The organism is Fusobacterium sp., from assembly GCF_032477075.1.
Lineage (GTDB): Bacteria > Fusobacteriota > Fusobacteriia > Fusobacteriales > Fusobacteriaceae > Fusobacterium_A.
This window is the reverse complement of record NZ_JAWDXO010000020.1, coordinates 31,832-55,005: the sequence shown is the minus strand read 5'-3', so window position 1 is coordinate 55,005 and position 23,174 is coordinate 31,832. Positions and strand designations below refer to the sequence as shown.

Below are 23,174 nucleotides of genomic sequence, written 5' to 3'. Positions count from 1 at the left end.
TCTCCCTAAATTGCTCTATATTCAAATCCTAAAAAATACCTTCTCTCCATAGCTGGATAGTAATATCTCACAGGCTCTGTCTTTCCCCAGGGTATAGTTTCTTCTACACTTTCATTATAATGTTCATTTGTTAGATTTTTAATTCCACCATAAATTCTAAAGCTCTCATTAACTTCATAACTCATGCTCAAATCAATATTTATATATGAATCTACTTTTTTCTGTTTATTTTTTTCATCTGACAAAGCATATGATTTTCCATAATAATTACCTGTTAAATTTATTCCTAAATCATCTGTAACTTTATAATTTACTCCTATAGCTGCTTTATTCTTTGATACTCCTGGAATATAGTTATTCTTGTATTCTCCTGTTTTAAATTTTGAATATATAAAAGAATAGCTTCCATTTAGTCTTAATTTTTCAGTCATTATTTTTTCTAAAAATAATTCATATCCAATCTTTTCACTTTTACCATCATAGTTAGTATTGATACCACTATCTCCAACAGTATTATATCCTCCAGTTTTAAAATATATCTCATCTTCAATTAGAGTATAAAAAACACTTGAATTTATATAAATATCTTTATAGAAATCTCTTATTCCTAATTCAGCAGTATATGATTCCTGAGGTTTAATATCCTCAAACCACCCATTTCCTGAAAGCATTTCATTAGCTAATGGTGTTCTGAAGTCTTTTCCAAAAGTTAAATATGCAGACCCTATATCTGAATATTTATAGTTTGCTCCTACATTAAATACAGTTATTGAGTAATCATTCTTATCTTTTAATACTTTTTTATTTCCTGTATACTCTGAATTTTTAGTATATTTGAACTCTGTTTTCTGATACCTTATCCCACCTTGCAAGTCTAATTTATCTGTTATAGAATAAGTATTTGAGATGAATATTCCTATTCCCTCTTTCTCTGCCTTACCTATTAATTTTTTATTTAAATATTTGGGAATGTCTACTTTCCCATAAGTATAGTCTATTCCTGATATCACCTTATTCTTTCCCTGTGTATATTTAAACTTCAAAATATTATTTAAGTCAGAAAGATCTTTTTGCAGTGTATCACTTTTCCCATCTATATGTTTTTCTTGATAGCTTAATTGCTCTGAAATTTCCAGATTTTCATTTTTATATGTGTATGCTCCTAAAAATCTATTGGTTTCACTAAACATCCAATCATTTAAATTTTCTGCCTGTTCTCTGTTTTCATCTAATTTCTCTTGAGTTAATTTTCCTGGCAATCTTTTATAGCTATTGTTGTAGCTATATTTAAATAATATACTATTTTTTTCATCAAGCTGACTATTTATACCTAATTCTACATTTTCATATTTTGATCTTGAATTTTCTCTATATCCATCACTTTTTTTATTTAGATAATTTCCAAATATTGCTGTATTACCTACAACAGTATTAAAATCAACTGTTCCCTTAGCACCTTTGTGTGATTCAATCTGTGTTCCTAGAACAAGCCTATCTTTTCCAATTCCATTTTTAGTTATGATATTTATTACTCCTCCAACTGTATTATCTCCATATACTACTGAAGTATTAGCTGGTATTACTTCTATTTTTTCAATAGATTCAATAGGGATAGAATATAAATCTGGTGCTCCCCAATCAAAAGGATTTATTCTTATCCCATCTACAATAACAGCTGTATTTCTATTATATTGTTTCCCTTGCCCTCTGATATCCACTACTCCATTTCCATCATACCCTTCTGCTATTTTTATTCCAGGTACCATTTTTAAAGCTTCTGGTATTGATTGTGCTCCACTTTCTTGAATATCATCAGAAGTCACTGTATAAATAGTTTTAGATGTATTTCTCACAGTGTTATAAAAACCTTCCCCTGATATAACTGAATCTTCCAATTTTACTGATAAATCTTCTGATGAGGCAAAATTCATTGCTGATAACACAAAGAATAATACTACTGTTTTTTTCATCTAAATCTCCCCTTTGATACTTATCTCCACATTATGAAACATTTTTGCTAGTTTTTTAACTGCATCTATATTTCTTATTCCTGCTGATATATCTACTAACCCTATCACTGCAAATCTCTCATTTTTTACTGCATCCAATTCTTTTATAGGTGATTTTTCTTTCAAATATTCTATTTTTTTATCAATAGTATTATCTCCATAATCTATAATCAATATCATATCAGGATCCTCTATCAATACTTTTTCCCAAGTTCCATTTCCAAAACTTGCCCTAATATCCTTAAATATATTTTCTCCTCCAGCCAGTTCTATAACAGTATTTCCTATTCCACTTCCTCCAACAACAAAGGGAGCTGTTTCTCCTCCATCATATGGGAATATTCTTATCTTCTCTTTTGGGAGTTTTTCTTTTATTTTTTCAAGATTCTCTTTCATAGTGAAAACAATATTTTCAGCATTTTTTTCTTTATCAAATATCTTTCCCAATTCCGTAATATCGCTGAATACATCATTTATATCACTGCTTTCCAAAGACTTCATAAAAAATACTTCTACTCCATTGCTATTTAATTCTTCTACTGTTCCTAAATTAGCTGGTGCACTTAGTGATTTCCATCCTGTAACAAAATCAGGATTTACTGAATAAAATGTTTCTTTACTTGGATATTTATTTGATAATATAGGAATCTTTTTATACTTTTCTTCCAATTCTGGAAGTATTGCATTATCAAGGAAAGCTGTTCCTGCCATCTGGTTCTCTGCTCCTATGGCAAGAAGAATTTCAGTAGTAAATTGTGATGCTGACACAGCTCTTTGTGGAACTTTTCCAAAGACAATTGTATTTATTGTAAATATTAATAAAAATAATTTTTTTAACATATCTTTCTCCAAAAAATAAAAAAACCGTTCTTAAAATAAAAAGACGGCATAAGAATACCTTATCCGTCCTCGCAGATATAGAATAAATAAATCTTTGGTAGGTCTCCTGACTTGACTTCATCTTACTTACATCCTTCCCAGCTATAGCCAGTGGAATTTGCTTTCATCCATCTCACAGTGGCGGGACCATACAGGATTTAAACCTGTTTCCCTTTTAATCAACTAAATGAACCATAGATTCTATTATATTTTTACATTTTGATTAATTATACAATACTTCATTTTTTTAGTCAAACGAATAATTAAAAATTTTCTGCTGTCCATATTTCAAATTATATTTTTTTATATAACTTTTTATTGCTTTTATTCTTGTCTCTATTTCGATTTTTGAAATATGTCAATTTTAATTGACATTAAATAATTGTTCTAGTATAATCATCAGTGTAATAAAATATATTTAGGTGCTTTTTGTAAAGCTTAATAGAGGAAGATGGGTGAAAATCCCACACAGCGAAAGCTGCTGTATGGTGGACGAAATCACATTATGTCACTGGGAAACTGGGAAGACGTGAAAGTAGAATGAAACTAAGTCAGAAGACTTACCAAATAGTCAAATATCATTGTTTTTATAAGTGCTTTTTTACTTTTTAAACATATTTTTAAATTGACTCTCTAGTAAGGTAGATACTCTATTTTATTAGAGTTTTTTTATTTCTAATAAATAATATCTATCATTTCTACCAAAGTGCCTGAATTTTTATTATTAAATATTAAAAATATGGAGGAAAGAAATGTACAAAAAAATTGGAATTTTAGCTTTGGTTCTAAGCTCATCTGTATACGCTGAAGAAATACAAAGCACAAAACTTAATGAAAGTGTTATTTCTACTGAAAACTTTGAAACTACAGTAAGAAATACTGCTGCTAACATTACAATAGTTACAGCACAGGAAATTGAGGAAAAAGGAGCACAAGATTTAGCAGCTGCTCTTAGAATGGTTCCTGGAATAATGGCTAAAAATTACTATGGAAATATTGCTTTTGATATTGGTGGATACAGTTCTGTTCATGCAGAAAGAAACTCTATTATTACATATGATGGAGTAAGAATTTCAAGTGCTGAAGCTAGTAATATTCCTATAAGTTCTATTGAGAGAATAGAGGTTATTCCTAATGGTGGGGGAATTCTTTATGGAGATGGTGCTTCTGGAGGAGTTATCAATATACTTTCTAAAAATATTTTTGGAAAAGATAGTGATAAAAAAATATCTGGAAATATGGAGTTTCTTCAAGTGTAAAGGCTACTGATAAATTAGCTTTAAAAGTAGATTATTCAAGGTCTAAAATAAATAGCTGGAGAGACGATGATGATATAGGAAAACTTACAAGCAGAACTAAAGAAATTTCTTTTGATACTAAATATAAGTTTGATAATGCAGATTTAAAAGTAAAATATACTAGAAATGAAAAGTATCGTGCTGATGGAGGAGATTTAGATGAGTCTGATTATAATGAGGATAGAGATCAAATTCATCTATCTTCAAAAGGAAGATTTGGAACTAGGACTTATACAAAATCAGATGATTGGTATGTTAACTATAGACAAAATATAGGGGAAAATACAGAATTTCTAACTTATGCAAATTTATATACAAAGGATACTACTAATAAAAGAACTAAACTTAAAACTGGAGATTATGAAAAAAAATATATAAAAACACAAATAAAACATAAATATATGGAAGAAAATTATTTTATAGCTGGATTGGACTACCTGCAGGAAACTGATAAAGCATTAGCAACTGGAAAATATACAGGTAAAAAGTCTGTAAAAGATGATTATGGAATGTTCATAATGAATGAACTTAAATTTGGAAAATTAACTTTTGGACAGGGATTTAGATATAATATAGCTAAATATGACTATTATTGGTCTACAAATAATCCTATTCCTGCTGATAAAAAAGGAGAAGCTGGAGATCAAGAGTATAAAAATTATGCTGCAACTTTAGAATTAAAATATGATTATTCAGATACTGGAATGATCTATGGAAAATTATCAAGAGATTTTAGAACACCATTAATACGAGAGATGAACTATACTGTAAATGCTTCTAAATTAGATTCTCAAACTCAACATACTTTTGAGCTAGGAATAAAAGATTTTATAGGAGATATTTATTTCAGTCTTTCTACTTTCTACAAAAAAACTGATGGAGAAATTTATTATCAAGGAACTATTGATTCTGATGAGCCTAGTGAAACTAATTTTCCATATTACAATATGGGAGATACAAGAAGAATTGGAGTGGAACTTTTATCAGAACAATATTTAGGCAAATTTACTTTTACTGAATCAGTAACATATATAAATCATAAAATTGTTGATTCTGATTTTGAATCAAGAAAAAATAAAGAAATTCCTATGGTTCCAAATTGGAAATTAGGTTTTGCAGTTAATTATAAATATAATGATAATCTGAATTTAAATGCAGATGTTGTTTACTATGGAAATTATTATGATTCAGATGATCCTGAAAATGTTAGACCAAAAGATTGTGGAGATTATTCAACAGTTGATTTATCTGCAAACTATAAATTTGAAAATGGAGTAGCATTAACTGCTAGAATTAATAATCTATTTGATAAACATTATGAAGATTATGTTGGATATTATAGAAATAATACACGTCAATATTCACCAGCAGCTGGAAGAAACTTTTCAGTTGGAATAAATTATACTTTCTAATATTTTAATTAAAAGTTTAATTATTTACTAAAAAATTTTTCTAATTGAGACATATAAATTAAAGAATGGTCTATTAAAGAGGAAAATTCCTATTTTTTAAACCATTCTTTATTGTTTATATTATAATAATTTATTTTTTTAAATTTTTACTTGATACAATCTCTCCATCTTTGTATTCTCTTTCTAAAATTACTTTTCCATCTTCATATATTCTTTCTGTTCCATGAAGTATATCTTCTTTATAGTTTTGTTCATGCTCTAAATTACCATTTTTATCATAAAATTTTGCTATTCCATGTAAGCTGTTTTTTTTATAACTCAGTTCTCCTAATATTTTTCCATTTTTATGATATCCTTTCTCTATGCCATCTTTCTGCCCATTTTTATAATTAGTTTCCATTTTAAGCTGTCCACTTTCATAATAAATTCTGCTCAATCCATGTAATTTTCCATCTTTATAACTTGTAGACTCCCACTTTATATTTCCATTTTCGTAATATCCTTTTTCTGAATTCAATCTTCCCTTATCATAAATTTGTTTTTTAATTATTTTACCTTCATCTTTTATAATTACTGTTCCAGAATAAGGCTCACTCTCTTCTTTTTTATACAAAAGATTATCTTCTTTTGTTTCAACATTAAAATATTCTTCACTTCTATCACTGCTAAAGGCAACAGTGAAAATTATAATTGACAATAATAACACTCCTAAAACTTTTTTCATAAATTCATTCCTCCAGTATATCTTATTTTATGGCACTATTCTTAAATTTATCAAAAGTATTTTTCTTTCTTATAATGATATATAAAAGAAATATTCTTGTCAATAAATTATTTATTTTACTTCAAAACATTTCTGTACAAATACTTTTAAAAGAATAAAATATAAAATTATAATTTTTTAAAATAAATATCACCAATAGTTTCATTTAAAAATTCTTTTATAAAAAATATATATGAAATTAATATTGACATTTAGTAATAAATAAAGTACAATTAGTTTTGTAATCGAAAATATATTTAGGTGCTTTTTGTAAAGCTTAATAGAGGAAGCTGGGTGAAAATCCCACACAGCGAAAGCTGCTGTATAGTGGACGAAATCACATTATGTCACTGGGTAACTGGGAAGACGTGAGAGTAGGATGAAACTGAGTCAGAAGACTTACCAAATAGTCGTATATACATTTATCAATGGTTTAAAATCATTGTATGTTTTTAATTTGACTCTCTAGTAGGTAGAACTCTCTATTTATTAGGTTTTTTTATTTACAAAACCTTATATATTTTTTGAAAAATTAATATTTTAAGGGGGAAAAATGTATAAAAAGATTGGAATTTCAGTATTAATTTTAAGTTCATCTCTGTATGGAGGAGATTTAATAAAAAAAGAAGAGTTTGCTGTAAAACTTAATGAATCAACTATAACATCAGAAAGATATGAGGAAACTCCTGTTATAGAAACTGCTAAAAATGTCACTGTTCTTACAGGAAAAGAGATTGAAAAAAGAGGTTACAAGAATGTAGAAGAAGCTCTTGTTAATATTCCTGGTTTATCTTTCTCAGGAGGAAACTTATCAATGAGAGGACAAGTTCCCAGTATGGGAAGTAAACATCTAGTTGTGTTGGTTGATGGAATCCCTCAAAATGGAATGGATAACAGATCGTTTGATTTAGATTTTATTCCTGTAGAACAGATAGAAAAAATAGAAGTAGTTCCAGCTGGAGGTGCTATTATATATGGAGGAAATGCCACATCTGGAGTTATAAATATTATTACAAAAGAGCATGGAGATAAAAAATATTGGGGAAATGCTGGACTTCAAATAGGTTCATTTGATGAGCGAAAATACAAAGTAAACTATGGAATGAATTTAACAGAAAATCTTTCAATAGATGCAAAATATATTAATACAGATAAAGATGGTTATAGAGTTTATACTAAAAAAGAATCAGAATTTGGAGAAATAGGAGCTAAATACAAATTAAAAGATGGAAATATAGGTTTTAAATATATTCGTAATGAAAGAAAATCAACAGGTTCTAGTTATCTTACTAAAGCTCAATATGATGATGATAGAAGGCAGAATGATTCAAGCTATAAAGAAAAAATAGCTCATGATACACAGGATAAATATATTCTTGAATTTAATAAAAAGCTGTCTGATAATTTATCTCTTTCAGCTGTAACTGAATATAGAGAGAGGGAATATACTTATTCTCAGCCTAGAACAGCTGCATATTCATCATATCACAGCAGAGTAAAAAATACTGATTCTATCTATACAAATGCGCAGTTAAAATATAGTTATGCTGAAAAAAATCATTTAATATTTGGTGGAGATTATTCAAAAGCAAAGGTTAAAGAAGATGGATATAGTGCTTCTGGCTCTACAATTTATCGTAAAACATATACAGAAACTGATTATGAAGCCATTGGTGGTTATCTTCTTAATAAATACAGTTATAACAATTTTATCTTTACCCAAGGAATTAGAGTAGAAAGAAATAAATTTGATGAAGATGAAACATCTTATAATACTAATGGAACTTTTAAAAGTAAAAAAAATATTAGCGATTCTAATACTAATACAAACTATGAATTAACAGCAAACTATATGTTTTCTGAAGATACTTCTGGATATATCAGCTGGAATAGAGTATATAGATCTCCTAATCTGACTGAATATACTAGCTGGAAAACAGATAAAGCTACTGGAGAAACTGCTTCAAGAGATTCACAAGAAGTTGATACTTTTGAAATTGGAGTTAAATCTCTTATAAATAATATTTATTTATCTGGAGCTTTATTCTATATAAAAGGAAACAAAGAAATAATGTATGACTATTACAGAGATGAAATAATAGATAAATCTGGAAGTGGAAGCTACTACAATCTTGATGGAAAAACTGAGAGAATAGGACTCGAACTTGCTAGTGAACAATATTTTGATAAATTAACATTGAGAGAAAACTTTACATATATGCATAATGAAATTGTAGATGGACCATATAAGGGAAATGATATCCCTGGTGTAAGCAATATAGTGTTTGGATTAGGAGCTACCTACGATATAACTTCTCAATTTACTTTCAATATAGAATCAAACTATCATGGAAAAGCTTATTTAATCAATGATTATTATAATAAAGTTCCTAAAACAAATAGCTATATGGTTACGAATATTTCTGCTAAATATAATTTTGAAAATGGAGTATCTCTTGCAGCTGGAATAGATAATATTTTCAATGAAATATATTGTGATTATATTACTTACGCTGGTACAAAAATCAATTATTCTCCTTCACCTGAAAGAACATATTATATAAGTGCAGAATACAAATTTTAATACTGAAAAAGGGAGGAGACAATGAAAAAATGTAATAAAATTTTTATATTTTTAATATTATTTCTATCTTTCATTTTAGAGGTGTATAGCTATAGAGTAAAAGAAAGTCCCACAGACAGATTCAAAATTGAAAATTTTAAAGATGAAATAATAAAAACAAACTTTAAATTTGATGAATTTGGAAAAGTAAAAGATTATGGAATTCTTGGATATTATAATTTTATTCCATTAAAAACTAATAATAAAATTTCTGCATATGCTTGTTTAACTCATTTAAAAGTTTATGACAGACATGAACCCTTCATTGTTATAATTTCTTTAGATGGAAAAATAATAGATTATTCTATTCCTGAAGTAAAGAAGAAACATATTCCTCTTAATTCAGAGTCTGTAAAAAAAATGGTAATTGGGCAAGATAAAAATAATGTAAAAATGGATGCTGTAGCTGGTTCTACTTATCATGTTCCAGCTATTAATGCTGAATTAAAAAATATATTGAATATTTTTGATTACAGAGGAGAAATTATTAGAAAAGATGAAGTAAATTGATAATTAAAACTAATTTTTATATAAAATGAGATGAACCTGAAATTTATTTAAGTTCATCTCATTTTTAATTACATTCCATATTTTATTTCCAGTATTTTGAAAAAAATATCAAACAATATTTTAAATCTTATAAATATAACAAATATCTATATCACTTCAAAAAGTATTTACATTACTAGCTTTTCAAAAATTTTTCTAATACTTCATAATTATTTTTTCTTTTCTTTTTCATTTTGAATATTTCTATCTATTTTTTCTAAGATATCCAGATTATTAATTTCATGAAATTCCTCTTTTTCATCATCTTTTTTAATCTGAACCTTTCTATTCAATTCTTCTAAGATATTTAAGTTAGTTAAATCTTCTTTTTTATTTTTCATTTTTCTCTCCTTTTATAATATTAAGTTTTAATAGCTTTTCTAAATTTTTTTCAATAAATTCATCAGTTACAACATATGATACAATTTTTTGAACTATAGGAAGTTCTTTTCCTAAATAGGTAAATTCAACCTTTCTTTCTACACCTTTAAAATGCTCTCCATTTTCAACTGCTTTTGCTAATTCTCCAACATCAAAACCTTTTTTTAAATCTTTTTTCATCTCTTCTCTCCCTTTAAATATTCATAATAAATATATAAACTATTAGAATTATAATTCATGGAGTTTGTTTTAATAACTTAATTTTATGAAGCTTCATCTATAATCTTGCCTTTTATAAATGATGCTGTACCTAAAAGCTTTCCATTTTCATAGAACATACTCCAATCTCCATCCAACATATTATCTTTAAAGTTTCCTATTGCACTAATCACTCCATTTTCATAGTATCTTATATATCTTCCATTCTTATCATGTTTTTTATATTCTTCCTTTATTTCCACATCTCCATTTTCAAAATAGTATGTAACTGCCCCTTCTAATTGAGCATATACAAAATTTCTTACTACCTGTATTTTACCATTCTGATAATATAATATGTTCCTTCCATGAAGTATATTGTCTTGAAACATACTGCTCTCTTGAATTTCTCCATTAGGATAATAAACTAATTTTTGTCCATTGAGTTTCCCTTTTTTGAAAAATGCTCTCATTCTGATATTTCCATTTTCAAAATATTTTACCCATTCTCCATCCATTTGATCATCCTTAAAAAAAATATATTCCTCTATATTTCCATTGATATAAAACTGTGAGAAATCACCATTTAATTTTCCTTCTTTATATTCAGCCATTTCTTTCAAAAGTCCATTTGGATAAAACTTTTTACTTATGCCCTCTTTAATTCCATCTCTGTATTCTTCCTCTTCTTTCAAAATATCTGTAGGATATTTACATATTAACTTACCTGTAAAAGGATCATTTTCTTCTGTTATATATACTATTTCATTTATCAAAGTTTTATTAAAAAAAGGTACTTCTCTTATACTCATTTTTATCCCTCCATTTTATGACATAAATAAAAAAATTCCAAAACTTACAACTATGTAAATTTCGGAATTGAATATTTTGTATTAAAAATAATAATTAACAAAATATAATCTCTAAAATTCACACTCGTCCTCGCAAGTTGATATTTTCTATCAAAGGCAGGTCTCCTGACTTAGAATCGCTTTACTCACACACCTTCCCAAGATTTATTCATATCTCAGTGGTAATCTGCTTTCATCCTCATTACAGTGGCGGGACCGTTTGAGATTTTCACTCAATTCCCTTTTAATCTAGTAACACCAGTAATACTAGAACCTTTTGATATTTTTATTTTATTGTATGCACATACTATATCATTTTTATATTAAAATAATAACTCTGAATCATTTAATTTTATTAAATGTGCAGCAATCAATAAAAAAACTATTTAACTTAAGAGTTTGCTCCTCTCACTATTTCTACTTTAGATATATTCCCAAAGTCATTTAGAGCTTTAGTGAAAGAATTTTTGATAAGTTCCATATATTTCTTCACATATTCTTCTCCACTATTGATACAATCTACTGTCATTTTATATACAGCATTCTCTTCCTTAAAAAAATAAAGATTAACAGTATCCATCACTGTAAATATTTCCATTTCTATTATACTGCAAGGTATCTCATGATTTTTCGCTTCTTCTACTGCCTTGTTTATAAGTAAAGCTGGTATTATAGAATTTGTACTCTCTGAATTGATTCTCATAATTATCATCTCCTTATTAAATTTATGTAATATTTATTTTTACTTTATTTTCTCATTTCTATCTTTTAAAGTATTATTTTACATTAAATCTAAAATCTTTATAAAAATAGAGTTTTATCTTTTCTCCATGATAAGTTATTGGATCAAATTCCCATTTTCTAAGGGCTTTCTCCACTTCTTTTCTAAAACCATAAGAGGTAAAATTATCAAGAAAAATTATCTCTTCTACTTTTCCATTTAATCCTATAAGAAATTTGGTTTTTATAATTACTTCATTTCTATAGTTAGCTCTTTTAGCAAGAATAGGATATTCTGGTTCAACTTCTCTTTTTATTCTGTACCTGATGCCACCTCCGTTCTTCTGATCTCCTATATATGTTCCTGTTCCATCTTTTATAAGTCCTGCTAACGGATTATATGGTACTGAATTTTCTGCAGCTGTTTCCTTTCCACTTTCTTCTTTTACTACTTCTTCGTTCTTTTTAACTTCTTTTTTAACAATTTTTTTGACTACTTTATTCTCTATCTTTTTTTCAATTTTCTTTTCTTCCTTTGGTTTTTCATCTTTTTTAGGTTCTTCAGGTTGTGTAAGTGACTGGAGAGGTGCTGGGGCAGGAGTATTATTTTCTGTCTTCAGTTCACTAAGATACACAAGAACATTTTTACTATCTAATTTTACATCTTTTACAGGTTTGGTATATATAGCAAAAAGCAGCAGCAGATGACATAAAAAAGAGAATATATAAAATTTCAAATTTATCACCTACTTTATACTATTTATCTCTAATTTTTCCAATCCAATATTTTTTAATCTTCCCATAGTTTCTATTACAATTTCATATCTTAAATCTTTATCAGCACTTACAATAAGAGTCTGTTCTTTCCTTCCTTTCATCAGCTCTTTTATTGTTTCTTCCAGTTTTTCATTTTCTACCTCTACAGAATCTTCTCCACTTTTAAAAAAATATTTTCCATCTTTATTAATTATCAGTTCAACCCCTTCTTCTGTTATATTTATTTCTTCTACAGAAGATTTAGGAAGATTCATATCAAATTTATTGTATTGACTAAATGTGGTTACTAGCATAAAAAATATTAATAACTGAAAAACTACATCTATCAATGGTGTTAGATCTGGATTGATTATCCCCTTCTTTCTTCTTAACTCTCTCATATCTCGTCCTTCTTTCCAGCCTTTTTTATATTAATAAGCGCAGTAGAAGTCTTTTCTATTTCAAGCATTATTTTATCAGCTTTTCTATTGAATGTCTGATATGCTATTATTGCTGGTATTGCTATAAGCAATCCTGCTGCTGTTGTCAATAATGCCTCTGATATTCCATTAGCTACTACATTAGGATCTCCAGCTCCCTGCAACGCTATAGCTTTAAAGGATTTTATCATTCCAAGCACTGTTCCAAGAAGACCAGCCATTGGAGAAATATATGCAACTATCCCTAATATAGATAACCTTCTTTCTAGATTCTCTATTTGTTCTAGAGCTTTTTCTTTCATGAGTTTTTCTTTACTTTCATAAAGATCATTTTCATTTCTGTATGCCAGAAGTATACTTTTTATTGTTCTTGATACTGAATTATTTGTTTTATTGCATAACTCTATAGCTTTATCTTCTTTTCCTGCTCTCACTAAAGTCACTATTTCTTCTTTAAATTCTCTTGTTATTCCTTGCTCATTTTTCATGAAATAAGCAGCTCTTTCTAATATCGTTCCCAATCCTATTATAGATAATGCAGCTAAAAGCCACATCATTGTTCCACCCTCTATGAAGTAAGTATACATTTTGCCTCCTGATCTATTTTCAAAATTAATTATTACAATAAAAAAATCTCTGATAAAACTTTAAACAGTGCTTACAAGCCCCCATTTTGTTTTTATCAGAGAATCTTAAATATCATATTATTTAAATAAATATTTAATTTTTTATTCTCTCTTTTTCCCGCCGAAAAAGCAAAAAACTAGTTTTTAGGTAAGTCTCCTGACTCAGTTTCATTCTACTCCCTACCTTCCCAGATTAAACAATCTAGTGGTCATTGGTTTCGTCCACCTTACAGTAGCGGGGGCTGTGAGGGATTTTCACCCTACTTCCTCTATTAAGCCTTTTGGCACCTAATACTATCTACTACAATAGTACAATTTAAATTATTTTTTGTCAATATTTTATTAAAAATGCTATAAAAAATAACTGTATATAAAATTTTTTATGAAGATTATTTAACTATCCCTTTCAATCTAAAATATGGAATTCCTTCTTCCATTTCTATTGATGACTCTACTCTATATACTTCTCTTATTAGCTGTGGTGTAAGAACCTCCAATGATTTTCCTTCTTTATATTTCTTACCATCTTTTAGCACAATTATTCTGTTGCTGTATTGAGCTGCCTGATTCAAATCATGAAGCACCATTATTATAGTTATGTTAAGGTTTTGATTCAACTCTCTTACAAGTTCCATTATTTCGAATTGATGGCATATATCAAGATATGTAGTAGGTTCATCTAGTAAAAGTATACCTGTCTTTTGAGCAAGCACCATTGCTATCCATACTTTCTGTCTTTCTCCACCTGATAGACTCATTACTTTTCTCTCTCTGAAATTATCTAATTTACATATTGTAACAGCCCAATTTACAATATCTCTATCTTCCTGATTGTACACTTCATACCATTTTTTATGTGGAACTCTCCCATACATAATAAAATCATAAACAGTTATATCATCTGGAATTTCATTATTTTGTGAAACAAATGCAAGCTTTTTAGCAAATTCTTTATTTTTTATATGGCTTATCTCTTCTCCGTCTATATATATACTTCCATTCCTACATGGAAGAACTCTTGATATAGCTTTCAAAAGAGTAGATTTTCCACATCCATTAGTTCCTATTATGGAAACTACTTCTCCTTTATTTATTTTTATATCCAGATTATGTATAATGACCTTTTCTCCATAAGCAAGTTCTATATTATATCCTTTTATACTTTCCATCTTAGTCACCTACCTTTCTCAGCAGATAAAGAAAGAATGGAACACCAATTACAGCCATTACTATACCAGCTGGTATTTCAATAGGTGAAAACATAGTTCTTGCTATTGTATCAGCTACTACCAGTACTACAGCACCAAGCAGTCCAGCAAAAGGTATCAAATATGTATGATCTGAACCTATTATCAATCTGGCTATATGAGGAACTATTAATCCTACAAATCCTATCAATCCCACATTAGCAACTGATATTCCTGTTAGAAAGCAGGCAAGAGCACATAATTTCAATCTTTTTCTAGGAATATCTATTCCTAAATTTACAGCAAAATTATCTCCAAGTTGAAGTATATTAGCATCTCTGATCATTGTAAAACACGCCAAAATACCAATCAGTGTATATGGTAAAAGAGCAGCTACATGTTTCCAATTTTTCCCATTCAAGCTTCCATTAAGCCATGACAGCACTCCCTGTATCTCATCACTGAATAGTATAAACATCAATCCTGTAACACTTCCTAATATAGCATTTATAGCTACTCCTGACAATATTACTCTTATTGGTTTTAATCCTTTTCTCCAAGCCAGCATAAATACAATTGCACAAGCTATTGAACCTCCTACAAATGCAGAAAAATTCATAAAAAATACAGCCTTTGGATATAATATCATAATAATTAAAGCTGTGACACTGGCTCCTGAGGATACTCCTGTTAAACCTGGATCAGCCAATGGATTCTTCATTACAGCCTGAAGCAATACTCCTGCCAGAGATAGGTTGCACCCTACCATTACAGCAATCAGAATACGTGGTATTCTTATATCCCATAAAATAGCTTTTAATATCTCATCATTATAGCTTTTCATAAAAAGAGATTTCAGTATCTCTTCAGAAGTATAATTTACACTTCCAAATCTTACTGAAAATATTATTGAAAAACTTAAAATGATTAGAGCAATAAAGATAAGAATTATCTTTTTTCCTCTCTTATCTTTATTCATAAACATATCTATATAACTCCTCCAATGCATCTATGGAATTTACCCCAGCACTCATTCTGAACAATGTAGGATCAATGTCCAGTATTTTATTATTTTTATATGCATTTGTAAGTTTCCATACAGGATTACTTGAAAATACTTCTTCAAATCCTTCTCCATTTTTAGTTTGGCTTGTAGGAAGTCTCAATATAACATCTGGATTAGCTTTAATTAATTGTTCCATACTAAAAGGCACTGATCTTTTTAATAATGCACTGTTATCAATAGAGGTTACTATATTTTCACAGCCTATTTTATCCATAAGTCCTTGTAAAAAATGATTTTTTCCAGTCATAAAAAAACTTTCTCCATTTCCATACAGTATAGCTATCCTTTTTTTCTCTTTTCCCTTTAATTTTTCAGCAAGCAATTCTTCTCTTTTTTTGACATCATCAAGTATAGCTTTTGCTTCTTTATCTTTATGAAAAGCTTTTCCTAATATTTCAATAGCTTTCATAGACTCATCATATGTATCTACTTTCATATAAAAGCTTGGTATATTCAGATTATCATACTTAGGTTTTAATGCTGGTTTAGAGTAAACAGTTGATATTACTAAATCAGTTTTTAAAGCTTTTACCCGTTCCAAATCAGGTATTCCAGATCTTCCTATTCTAGGAACATCATTATATTTTTCAGGTATTTTTGTTGTTGAACTTGCCACACCTACTAGATCAATATCCAGTGCTGCTAAAAATCTTGATATTATGGCTGAATCAGTAACAACAGCTTTTGGAAAATAATCTAGCTGCAAATTCTCTTCTTCTTGGTGTATAGAAAATTTTTCCTTTCCAAAAGATATATTTCCTATTATAAACAAGAATACAATAATTAAAATAGTATATTCTTTTTTCATTTTTTCTCCTAAATTATATAATTTTATACAATAAAAAAACCTAGCAAAAAAGAAATGCTAGACTACAACAAAAGTTCTCTAAAATTCCATGCAGCATAACTTTCCTCGGAAGCTTGTACAATAATCTTTCTAAGCAGGTCTTCTGACTCATAGCTCAATCACAGCTTTTTCCTTCTCAGATATCAAATCCAATGGTATTTAAAAGCTATTTACTAATTTACAGCGGCCGGACCGTTTGAGATTTTCACTCAATTCCCTTTTAATCATTAAAACTTAGAATAAACATCATATAGCAATATATTTTAATACTTTAATTTTATTACTTAACTGCTTCTTTGTCAATGGAGAATTATATAAATATCCTTTCTATCTCAAATTTTAAATTGAATTTTTATTTTAAGTATTGACATTTGAAAGAAAACATAGTATATTCATACTGAACAGAATAATTGAATTTGAGGTTCTATATTTAGAATAATTGGGAAGTGAGGTCTGATTCCTCCGCGGTCCCGCCACTGTGATGCTGACAAAAGATATAACCACTGGATTATTTAATCTGGGAAGGGTATCTAGAGATTGAAGCTAAGCCAGGAGACCTGCCTCAAATGTATTGCTGTAATATCATTGCGTGGACGAGAGATATTGGCCTTTATTATTTTTATTTAATTAAGGCATTTATCTCCTATCTCAGGAGATTTTTTTTATTTAAAAGAAATCTCTGCAAATTTATTAGGAGGAAGATCATGGGAAAAATGAGAAATTTATTAGCAGGAGCTTTGCTTCTCGCAGCAGGAACTGCAGCATTAGCGCATTCAGAAGGAGGATATGTGGAAAATGATTTTTTCAAAGGAATGAAAAAGGGAGACAAGGCAGCTGTTCTTATGGTCCACTTTGGGACTACTTATGATGATACTAGAGCTCTAACTATTGATTCTATTAACCAAAAGGCTAAAAACGAATTTAAAAATGCTGATGTAAAAGAAGCTTTTACTTCAAGAATAGTTATGAGAAGATTAAAAGCAAAAGGAATAGAAAAGCAAAATCCTTCAGAAGTTATTAAAGATTTAAAAGCTAATGGATATACTCATCTGTTAGTACAAGGTACTCATATTATGAATGGAATTGAATCTAATAATCTTGCTGAAGAATTAAAAGGATATGAAAAAGATTTTAAAGATATAAGAATGGGAACTCCACTATTAACTACTCATGAAGATTATGAAACTGTTGCTAAAGCAATAGCTAAAAAAGTAGGGCCTTTAAAAGCTAATCAAGGTGTAGTTTTAGTAGGACATGGAACTCATCATTTTGGTGGTTCTGCTTATGCTATGATGGATTATGTATTCACTGCTGAAGGAATGGATACTTATGCAGTTGGAACAGTAGAGGGATATCCTGCATTTGATAATGTAGTTGCTAAACTAAAATCTAAAAATGTTAAAGATGTTATCTTAATGCCATTTATGTTTGTTGCTGGAGATCATGCTAACAACGATATAGCTGAAGATTGGAATAATGACCTTAAAGAAGCTGGATTTACAGTTTCTAAAGTTATATTAGAAGGTTTAGGACAAAACCCAGATATTCAAAACATCTATATAGAACATGCTAAATTTGCTGCTCAACATAAACCAGAAGATATGCAGGCTAAAAAAATTCAATATGCGAATGAAAAAGACTAGTTATTAATAACTTTTTAAATAAATATTTAAACTTTAATTACAATTTAAACTTTCTGTGTGTTAAAAATAGAAAAGAGATATTCAACTTAGACTCCTGAATATCTCTTTTTAGTTTCTAAATAATTAATTTTATAAATCTGTCCAGTTTCCTAGATATATTAATATGTTATTTTCAAAGATTTTCCATTTACAAATACACCAGAAGACACTTTAAAAGAAAGTTCTTTTTTTCCTATTCTAAAAAGACTTCCCCTCTCTACATTAATATCATTCTTTATTATTTCATTAACTATTCTTAGTATAAATTCAAATAGATCCTCACATTCTCTAACTGAATTCAATATCTCTATCTCTTTTTTCTTAAAATGATTGAGTCCCAATGTATAAGCTGATATTCCATTTTGACTGTTGGCTATTCCTATATATACCCATAAAAGTACAGGTAATTTTCCTATCTTTAATTCTTTAGCCAGACATATATAAGTCTCCCTTTCAATAATCATAGGACTCATATATACAGCAATAGCTTCCTTATCCACTAATATACTGCTTGCTAATTTTGTAAATATTTTATATCTCTCTATGCTATCTCTTCCATTAAGTATAGAAATTATAACATGAGACTTATGTTTTGATACCTCTTTCTCTGCATCCTTCCACATCCAGTTATCCTTATAATGGCTTTCTACTTCATGGTCTGGAATTGGTTCTGGTACAAAACTGCATGCTATAAGCATATCATCTATATTAAAAGCTATAGTATCCTCTTCTGCTGTATCATTTATTTCTATTCCCCATTCATTTTTTAAATTTATTTTCAGTTTATTAAAATTATAACCAAAACTCTTCAAAAGAACAAATCCTACAATAATATCAGGAAGCCTTTTTTTCTTTTTCCCCCAAAACAACATTCCAGTTCCTCCAATTATTTCTTCAATAACAAATATACTTTTAATCATTACACTTGTTATATAATATATAACAAATTATATTCCTATCTTTTCTTAAAAGCAAATAAAATATTAAAGTTTTACTATTAATATAAATTCATTTCATATATTATTTCTAACTTTTAATATTAATTTTTTATTCTATATTTTTTACTTACATTATATTTAAATAAATTTCTATCAAAAAATAAAGACCCTCAAAATAAGAGTGGTCTTTTTATTTTAATTATTATTCAAGACTTATATTTCCTAACTCTTCTTCCTGTTCCGCTTTTTTTGTAACTAATAACTGATCAACCTTAAAGTTATCTACATCTACAACTTCAAAAGTATAATTTTCAAATTTTACCATAGCAGCCTTTTTAGGAATACTTTTCAACATATACATCATAAATCCAGCTATTGTTTCATATGTATCTTCTTCTGGAAATTTTTCAATATCCAGTACCTTTTTTACATCTTCAATAGGAGTTACTCCATCCATAAGCCAAGAACCTTCACCTCTTGAAATTATTTGCTGTTCATTTTGATCCTGATAAACTATATCTCCCATGAGAGTATTTACCACATCATTTAATGTTACAAGTCCTACTACATGTCCATACTCATTTAATATTATAGCAAAATCATCTCTTGCTTCATTAAATCTATCCAAAGCTTCTGATAATGTCAAGGTATTTGGAATTATTAGAAGATTGGGATTGCATATTTCCTGTATATCATGAAGTCCACTCATTTCACCTTTTAAGATTCTAGGAAGGATATCCTTAGAATCTACATATCCCAGCATTGTATCTATCTCATTTTGACATACTAAAAATTTAGAATGAGGATAATTAGCTATTTTTTCCTTTATACTTTCTTCTCCTTCTTCTAAAGTCAAATATATTATTTCATCTCGAGTGGTCATTATTGAAGAAACCCATCTGGTGTCCAATTCAAATATGTTCTCTATCAAATAATGTTCTTTTCTTTGAACTACTCCAGCTTCTGCTCCTGCATCAACTACTGCAAATATGTCATCATATGTTATAATATCATTTCTTGTCAAAGGTATTTTAAATAATTTAAAAATAAAAGTAGCAGTTCCATTAAATATAAATATCAAAGGTTTCAGTATACACATCAAAACTAACATAGGATTGATTATATGTATTGCTATTGTCTCTGGTGCTACCATTGCTAATCTTTTTGGTATCAAATCTGCAAATTCAATAAACATTCCTGTTATTATAAGAAATGATATTATGCTGCCTATCATGGACGCATTTCCAGCAAGTTTTGGTATCCATTTTTCTATAAAAAGTATTACCCACGGTCCTGCTATATTATCTCCAATTATACCACCTAATATTGCAATAGCATTTATACCTATTTGAATAGCTGTAAAAAAGTTCCCTGAAGTCTCTTGTACTCTAAGTACTTTTTCAGCATTTTCATCTCCTTCTTCTATCATTATCTGAAGCTTCATCTTTCTTGCAGAAGCAAGAGATATTTCACTCATAGACAGGAAAATACTCATTAATATTAAAATAATAAGTAAAATAATTTTTAAAAAAACACTCATAATATCTCTCCTAACTTTATTATGTAAATAATATTATTTACATAATACTTAATCTTCTTTATATCTTTTTGATTTTTTTTGTGTTAAAATAACTATAAAGTACGTATAATTTCATTATTTATCTATATAAAATTATATCATATTTTTATTAATATTGCATATTGAAATATTTGGAGGCTTTCTTATGACATCTATTGAGATTTTTGGAATGATTATCCTTGGAATTGGAACTGGATTCAGTAAACTTGGTATCCCAACTGCGTTAATCTTTTCTCCACTGCTTGCTTCACTTTATGGAGGAAAAACCTCTGCTGGTATTATTATTATCCCTGTAGTTATTTCTGACCTAACTATGCTTTATTTATATGGAAAAGAACTGGATTTAAAAACACTGAAAAAAATACTTCCAATGACAGTACTTGGAATGATAGTTGCTGTAATTTTTGGTAACAATATTTCTGATGAATTTTTCAAAAAAAGTATGGGAATAATCATATTAACAATAGGTATTCTTACTTTATTGAAAAGTCTCAATGTCAATTTTTCAAAATTAAGTCATATCTTTGGTTTTCTTGGAGGATTTTCTTCTTTCATAGGAAATGTTTCTGGTCCTCTTATGAGCATATATCTTTTAAATATCGATTTAGATAAAGAAAAATTTTATGGGACTAGAACTTGGTTTTACTTCATAGTTAACTTTTCAAAATTTCTACTCTATTTCTTTTTCTTAAAAAATATTAATTTATTTACTCTCTCAAGAGGTGTATTTGCTATTCCTACAACCTTTATTGGTATATTTATAGCAAGATTTATAGTGGGAAAAATGAATCAGAGTATTTTCGAAAAATTCATTGTTATTATAAGCGTAATTAGCGGTTTGAATCTCCTTCTTAACTAAATATATTACTGGAGTGAATTTCTCACTCCTTTTTTATTTCACAAAAAACAGGTGATAAAAAATATCACCTGTTAATGTTTGATTATTCATCTTCTTCTTTGTCATCATATGAGTTTACTTTTTCTTCTTCATCTTCTTTCATGCTCAGATATTCATTGGATTTTCTTTTCTTGCTGTATCCTTCAAAGTTTCCTCCATCTTCTATTACAAGTTTGTCACTGATGATATCCCCTATTACATTACTTGTAGATGAAAGTTCAACAGTCTCCCCTTCTAATTCTCCTTTGAAAAAACCGCTTATAATAATTTTTGAAGCTGCTATTTTACCTTCTACTTTCCCTTTAGCTCCAATTGTAACTGATGCTTTTGAAAGTATATTTCCATTGATTTCCCCATCAATAAGCAGATTACATTCACTTACTACATCTCCTGTGAATGAAGTTCCCTGAGATACTTTAGTTAATTCTTTTGTTGAATAATCTGTGTCTGCAACTTTGTCATTTCTATTAAAGATTGCCATTTTACCCCCTTTTCGTTTTTAAATATATAGTCATAATTCTCTAGACTCCATTTTGCAAAATTCTTTGGATCCATCCTTTTTCCAAGATAGTGTATTTCATAATGCAGATGAGGGCCACTTGATCTTCCAGTATTTCCTGATTTTCCAATTACAGTTCCCTTAGTTATGAAATCTCCCACACTTACATCTATCTCATTTAGATGAGCAAAATATGTTTTAAATCCAAAGTTATGTGATAGTATAATAAGATTTCCAAAACCACCTGAATTAAAGCCTGCATACTCTACTATACCATCTCCAGGTGCCAATATATCTGTACCTACTTTAGCTACAAAATCCAATCCATAATGAAATTTTCTCTGTTCTAATACAGGATGGAATCTTCCTCCAAATCCACTTGAATATCCTTTAAATGGTGCTATCGGATTCCCGTTGGGAATCATTTGAAGAAGATATTTCTTATCTATTATATTTAACTTAGTCAAATCTAATCTTTCAATCTCATTAAGATTTACTGAATTAGCAACAGTATCTTCTCCCATAAGTCTTTCAATCTCTGTTATTTTCTCACTTATATTTTCAAGTTCTAGATTTTTTTCTTCCAGATTTCTTCTATTTTCTTCTATTTGAGTGTAAAGTTTTTCATTTTCAAGTTTGAAATAGCTGTATTCATCTACTTTATCTTTCAAGACAAAGATCATTATTACAAGCAAAACAAGTCCTGTAAAGAAAAGGCTTCCAACTACAAAAAGATATTTTTTTATTATTTTATCAAAAGAATAGCATTTTACTCCTCTGAAGTCAGTTATACTTATATAAAATCTATTTTTCAAATGTATTTCTTCCCCTTTTCATACTGATTTGTTATTTCGACACACACTAATGATTCTATAATTTTTAACAGTATCTGTCAATCGTTTTTGCTTTTAAACTTTACTATTTTTCTCCATAATGGTACAAAAAAATGGGGTTTTAAGTTATAAAACACCCA

23 protein-coding genes and 7 riboswitches are annotated in these 23,174 nt (G+C 28.5%); of the genes, 6 read left to right on the top strand and 17 right to left on the bottom strand.

Annotation, left to right across the window (positions count from 1 at the left end):
* Window positions 1–5 precede the first annotated feature (5 nt).
* Window positions 6–1,970, bottom strand: coding sequence for a TonB-dependent receptor (locus E6771_RS09570; protein ID WP_316091087.1), 1,965 nt, complete (start codon window positions 1,968–1,970; stop codon window positions 6–8).
* On the bottom strand, window positions 1,971–2,849 hold the full coding sequence (locus tag E6771_RS09565) for an ABC transporter substrate-binding protein (RefSeq protein ID WP_316091086.1): 879 nt from the start codon (window positions 2,847–2,849) through the stop codon (window positions 1,971–1,973).
* 78 nt (window positions 2,850–2,927) lie between these two features.
* Window positions 2,928–3,100: riboswitch (cobalamin riboswitch) on the bottom strand.
* 191 nt (window positions 3,101–3,291) lie between these two features.
* A riboswitch (cobalamin riboswitch) is annotated at window positions 3,292–3,471 on the top strand.
* A 169-nt stretch (window positions 3,472–3,640) separates the two neighbouring features.
* Here E6771_RS09565 and E6771_RS09560 point away from each other — a divergent pair.
* Window positions 3,641–4,147 carry a TonB-dependent receptor plug domain-containing protein gene (locus E6771_RS09560; protein ID WP_316091085.1) on the top strand — a complete coding sequence of 169 codons (507 nt, stop codon included), beginning with the start codon at window positions 3,641–3,643 and terminating at the stop codon, window positions 4,145–4,147.
* Window positions 4,117–5,598: a TonB-dependent receptor gene (locus tag E6771_RS09555; protein WP_316091099.1), complete on the top strand. Its 1,482-nt coding sequence runs from the start codon at window positions 4,117–4,119 to the stop codon at window positions 5,596–5,598. The genes E6771_RS09560 and E6771_RS09555 overlap by 31 nt, the downstream gene beginning before the upstream one ends.
* A gap of 130 nt (window positions 5,599–5,728) precedes the next feature.
* Here the strand turns inward: E6771_RS09555 and E6771_RS09550 are convergent, their stop codons facing one another.
* The gene (locus tag E6771_RS09550) at window positions 5,729–6,322 is read right to left on the bottom strand and encodes a toxin-antitoxin system YwqK family antitoxin (protein WP_316091084.1); all 594 of its coding nucleotides are present in this window, start codon (window positions 6,320–6,322) and stop codon (window positions 5,729–5,731) included.
* 281 nt (window positions 6,323–6,603) lie between these two features.
* A riboswitch (cobalamin riboswitch) is annotated at window positions 6,604–6,783 on the top strand.
* A gap of 131 nt (window positions 6,784–6,914) precedes the next feature.
* Here E6771_RS09550 and E6771_RS09545 point away from each other — a divergent pair.
* Both E6771_RS09545 and E6771_RS09540 read left to right on the top strand, forming a co-directional pair.
* Entirely contained in the window at window positions 6,915–8,945 is a 2,031-nt protein-coding gene (locus E6771_RS09545; RefSeq protein WP_316091083.1) for a TonB-dependent receptor, read from the top strand.
* Between the two features lie 21 nt (window positions 8,946–8,966).
* Complete coding sequence (locus tag E6771_RS09540) at window positions 8,967–9,494, top strand: hypothetical protein (RefSeq protein ID WP_316091082.1); 528 nt, start codon at window positions 8,967–8,969, stop codon at window positions 9,492–9,494.
* A gap of 209 nt (window positions 9,495–9,703) precedes the next feature.
* On the opposite strand, the gene E6771_RS09535 is transcribed toward E6771_RS09540, so the two are convergent.
* The 10 genes from E6771_RS09535 to E6771_RS09490 form a co-directional block, all read right to left on the bottom strand.
* Window positions 9,704–9,874, bottom strand: a complete 171-nt coding sequence (locus E6771_RS09535) for a hypothetical protein (RefSeq protein ID WP_316091081.1) — start codon at window positions 9,872–9,874, stop codon at window positions 9,704–9,706.
* Window positions 9,864–10,094, bottom strand: coding sequence for a hypothetical protein (locus E6771_RS09530; RefSeq protein ID WP_316091080.1), 231 nt, complete (start codon window positions 10,092–10,094; stop codon window positions 9,864–9,866). The genes E6771_RS09535 and E6771_RS09530 overlap by 11 nt, the downstream gene beginning before the upstream one ends.
* A gap of 83 nt (window positions 10,095–10,177) precedes the next feature.
* Window positions 10,178–10,924 carry a toxin-antitoxin system YwqK family antitoxin gene (locus E6771_RS09525; protein ID WP_316091079.1) on the bottom strand — a complete coding sequence of 249 codons (747 nt, stop codon included), beginning with the start codon at window positions 10,922–10,924 and terminating at the stop codon, window positions 10,178–10,180.
* 137 nt (window positions 10,925–11,061) lie between these two features.
* A riboswitch (cobalamin riboswitch) is annotated at window positions 11,062–11,256 on the bottom strand.
* Between the two features lie 98 nt (window positions 11,257–11,354).
* Window positions 11,355–11,666: a hypothetical protein gene (locus tag E6771_RS09520; RefSeq protein WP_316091078.1), complete on the bottom strand. Its 312-nt coding sequence runs from the start codon at window positions 11,664–11,666 to the stop codon at window positions 11,355–11,357.
* 73 nt (window positions 11,667–11,739) lie between these two features.
* A complete protein-coding gene (locus tag E6771_RS09515) occupies window positions 11,740–12,429 on the bottom strand; it encodes an energy transducer TonB (protein ID WP_316091077.1) in 690 nt (229 codons plus the stop codon).
* Window positions 12,430–12,840: a biopolymer transporter ExbD gene (locus E6771_RS09510; protein WP_316091076.1), complete on the bottom strand. Its 411-nt coding sequence runs from the start codon at window positions 12,838–12,840 to the stop codon at window positions 12,430–12,432.
* Window positions 12,837–13,466, bottom strand: a complete 630-nt coding sequence (locus E6771_RS09505) for a MotA/TolQ/ExbB proton channel family protein (RefSeq protein WP_316091075.1) — start codon at window positions 13,464–13,466, stop codon at window positions 12,837–12,839. Before E6771_RS09505 ends, E6771_RS09510 begins: the two co-directional genes overlap by 4 nt.
* 168 nt (window positions 13,467–13,634) lie before the next feature.
* Window positions 13,635–13,812: riboswitch (cobalamin riboswitch) on the bottom strand.
* A gap of 82 nt (window positions 13,813–13,894) precedes the next feature.
* A complete protein-coding gene (locus tag E6771_RS09500) occupies window positions 13,895–14,674 on the bottom strand; it encodes an ABC transporter ATP-binding protein (RefSeq protein WP_316091074.1) in 780 nt (259 codons plus the stop codon).
* Window position 14,675: 1 nt separating this feature from the next.
* Entirely contained in the window at window positions 14,676–15,671 is a 996-nt protein-coding gene (locus E6771_RS09495) for an iron ABC transporter permease (protein ID WP_316091073.1), read from the bottom strand.
* Window positions 15,664–16,566: an ABC transporter substrate-binding protein gene (locus tag E6771_RS09490; RefSeq protein ID WP_316091072.1), complete on the bottom strand. Its 903-nt coding sequence runs from the start codon at window positions 16,564–16,566 to the stop codon at window positions 15,664–15,666. The genes E6771_RS09495 and E6771_RS09490 overlap by 8 nt, the downstream gene beginning before the upstream one ends.
* Before the next feature lie 114 nt (window positions 16,567–16,680).
* Window positions 16,681–16,858: riboswitch (cobalamin riboswitch) on the bottom strand.
* A gap of 149 nt (window positions 16,859–17,007) precedes the next feature.
* A riboswitch (cobalamin riboswitch) is annotated at window positions 17,008–17,185 on the top strand.
* 124 nt (window positions 17,186–17,309) lie between these two features.
* Here E6771_RS09490 and E6771_RS09485 point away from each other — a divergent pair.
* Window positions 17,310–18,248: a sirohydrochlorin cobaltochelatase gene (locus tag E6771_RS09485; RefSeq protein WP_316091071.1), complete on the top strand. Its 939-nt coding sequence runs from the start codon at window positions 17,310–17,312 to the stop codon at window positions 18,246–18,248.
* 158 nt (window positions 18,249–18,406) lie between these two features.
* Here the strand turns inward: E6771_RS09485 and E6771_RS09480 are convergent, their stop codons facing one another.
* On the bottom strand, window positions 18,407–19,207 hold the full coding sequence (locus E6771_RS09480) for a DUF4261 domain-containing protein (RefSeq protein WP_316091070.1): 801 nt from the start codon (window positions 19,205–19,207) through the stop codon (window positions 18,407–18,409).
* A gap of 220 nt (window positions 19,208–19,427) precedes the next feature.
* Window positions 19,428–20,765, bottom strand: coding sequence for a hemolysin family protein (locus E6771_RS09475; RefSeq protein WP_316091069.1), 1,338 nt, complete (start codon window positions 20,763–20,765; stop codon window positions 19,428–19,430).
* Between the two features lie 184 nt (window positions 20,766–20,949).
* On the opposite strand from E6771_RS09475, the gene E6771_RS09470 reads away from it, so the two are divergent.
* A complete protein-coding gene (locus tag E6771_RS09470; RefSeq protein WP_316091068.1) occupies window positions 20,950–21,663 on the top strand; it encodes a sulfite exporter TauE/SafE family protein in 714 nt (237 codons plus the stop codon).
* An 82-nt stretch (window positions 21,664–21,745) separates the two neighbouring features.
* Here E6771_RS09470 and E6771_RS09465 read toward each other — a convergent pair whose 3' ends face one another.
* Both E6771_RS09465 and E6771_RS09460 read right to left on the bottom strand, forming a co-directional pair.
* Window positions 21,746–22,183 (bottom strand): polymer-forming cytoskeletal protein, encoded by a 438-nt coding sequence (locus E6771_RS09465; protein WP_316091067.1) that lies wholly within the window; start codon window positions 22,181–22,183, stop codon window positions 21,746–21,748.
* Window positions 22,123–23,016, bottom strand: coding sequence for a M23 family metallopeptidase (locus E6771_RS09460; protein WP_316091065.1), 894 nt, complete (start codon window positions 23,014–23,016; stop codon window positions 22,123–22,125). Before E6771_RS09460 ends, E6771_RS09465 begins: the two co-directional genes overlap by 61 nt.
* Window positions 23,017–23,174 lie beyond the last annotated feature (158 nt).

Excerpts from the sequence above, each read along its gene's own strand:
- E6771_RS09570 (WP_316091087.1), bottom strand. The coding sequence starts at position 1,970 with ATGAAAAAAACAGTAGTATTATTCTTTGTGTTATCAGCAATGAATTTT.
- E6771_RS09565 (WP_316091086.1), bottom strand. The coding sequence starts at position 2,849 with ATGTTAAAAAAATTATTTTTATTAATATTTACAATAAATACAATTGTC.
- E6771_RS09560 (WP_316091085.1), top strand. The coding sequence starts at position 3,641 with ATGTACAAAAAAATTGGAATTTTAGCTTTGGTTCTAAGCTCATCTGTA.
- E6771_RS09550 (WP_316091084.1), bottom strand. The coding sequence starts at position 6,322 with ATGAAAAAAGTTTTAGGAGTGTTATTATTGTCAATTATAATTTTCACT.
- E6771_RS09545 (WP_316091083.1), top strand. The coding sequence starts at position 6,915 with ATGTATAAAAAGATTGGAATTTCAGTATTAATTTTAAGTTCATCTCTG.
- E6771_RS09540 (WP_316091082.1), top strand. The coding sequence starts at position 8,967 with ATGAAAAAATGTAATAAAATTTTTATATTTTTAATATTATTTCTATCT.
- E6771_RS09535 (WP_316091081.1), bottom strand. The coding sequence starts at position 9,874 with ATGAAAAATAAAAAAGAAGATTTAACTAACTTAAATATCTTAGAAGAA.
- E6771_RS09530 (WP_316091080.1), bottom strand. The coding sequence starts at position 10,094 with ATGAAAAAAGATTTAAAAAAAGGTTTTGATGTTGGAGAATTAGCAAAA.
- E6771_RS09525 (WP_316091079.1), bottom strand. The coding sequence starts at position 10,924 with ATGAGTATAAGAGAAGTACCTTTTTTTAATAAAACTTTGATAAATGAA.
- E6771_RS09520 (WP_316091078.1), bottom strand. The coding sequence starts at position 11,666 with ATGAGAATCAATTCAGAGAGTACAAATTCTATAATACCAGCTTTACTT.
- E6771_RS09510 (WP_316091076.1), bottom strand. The coding sequence starts at position 12,840 with ATGAGAGAGTTAAGAAGAAAGAAGGGGATAATCAATCCAGATCTAACA.
- E6771_RS09505 (WP_316091075.1), bottom strand. The coding sequence starts at position 13,466 with ATGTATACTTACTTCATAGAGGGTGGAACAATGATGTGGCTTTTAGCT.
- E6771_RS09500 (WP_316091074.1), bottom strand. The coding sequence starts at position 14,674 with ATGGAAAGTATAAAAGGATATAATATAGAACTTGCTTATGGAGAAAAG.
- E6771_RS09495 (WP_316091073.1), bottom strand. The coding sequence starts at position 15,671 with ATGAATAAAGATAAGAGAGGAAAAAAGATAATTCTTATCTTTATTGCT.
- E6771_RS09490 (WP_316091072.1), bottom strand. The coding sequence starts at position 16,566 with ATGAAAAAAGAATATACTATTTTAATTATTGTATTCTTGTTTATAATA.
- E6771_RS09485 (WP_316091071.1), top strand. The coding sequence starts at position 17,310 with ATGGGAAAAATGAGAAATTTATTAGCAGGAGCTTTGCTTCTCGCAGCA.
- E6771_RS09480 (WP_316091070.1), bottom strand. The coding sequence starts at position 19,207 with ATGATTAAAAGTATATTTGTTATTGAAGAAATAATTGGAGGAACTGGA.
- E6771_RS09475 (WP_316091069.1), bottom strand. The coding sequence starts at position 20,765 with ATGAGTGTTTTTTTAAAAATTATTTTACTTATTATTTTAATATTAATG.
- E6771_RS09470 (WP_316091068.1), top strand. The coding sequence starts at position 20,950 with ATGACATCTATTGAGATTTTTGGAATGATTATCCTTGGAATTGGAACT.
- E6771_RS09465 (WP_316091067.1), bottom strand. The coding sequence starts at position 22,183 with ATGGCAATCTTTAATAGAAATGACAAAGTTGCAGACACAGATTATTCA.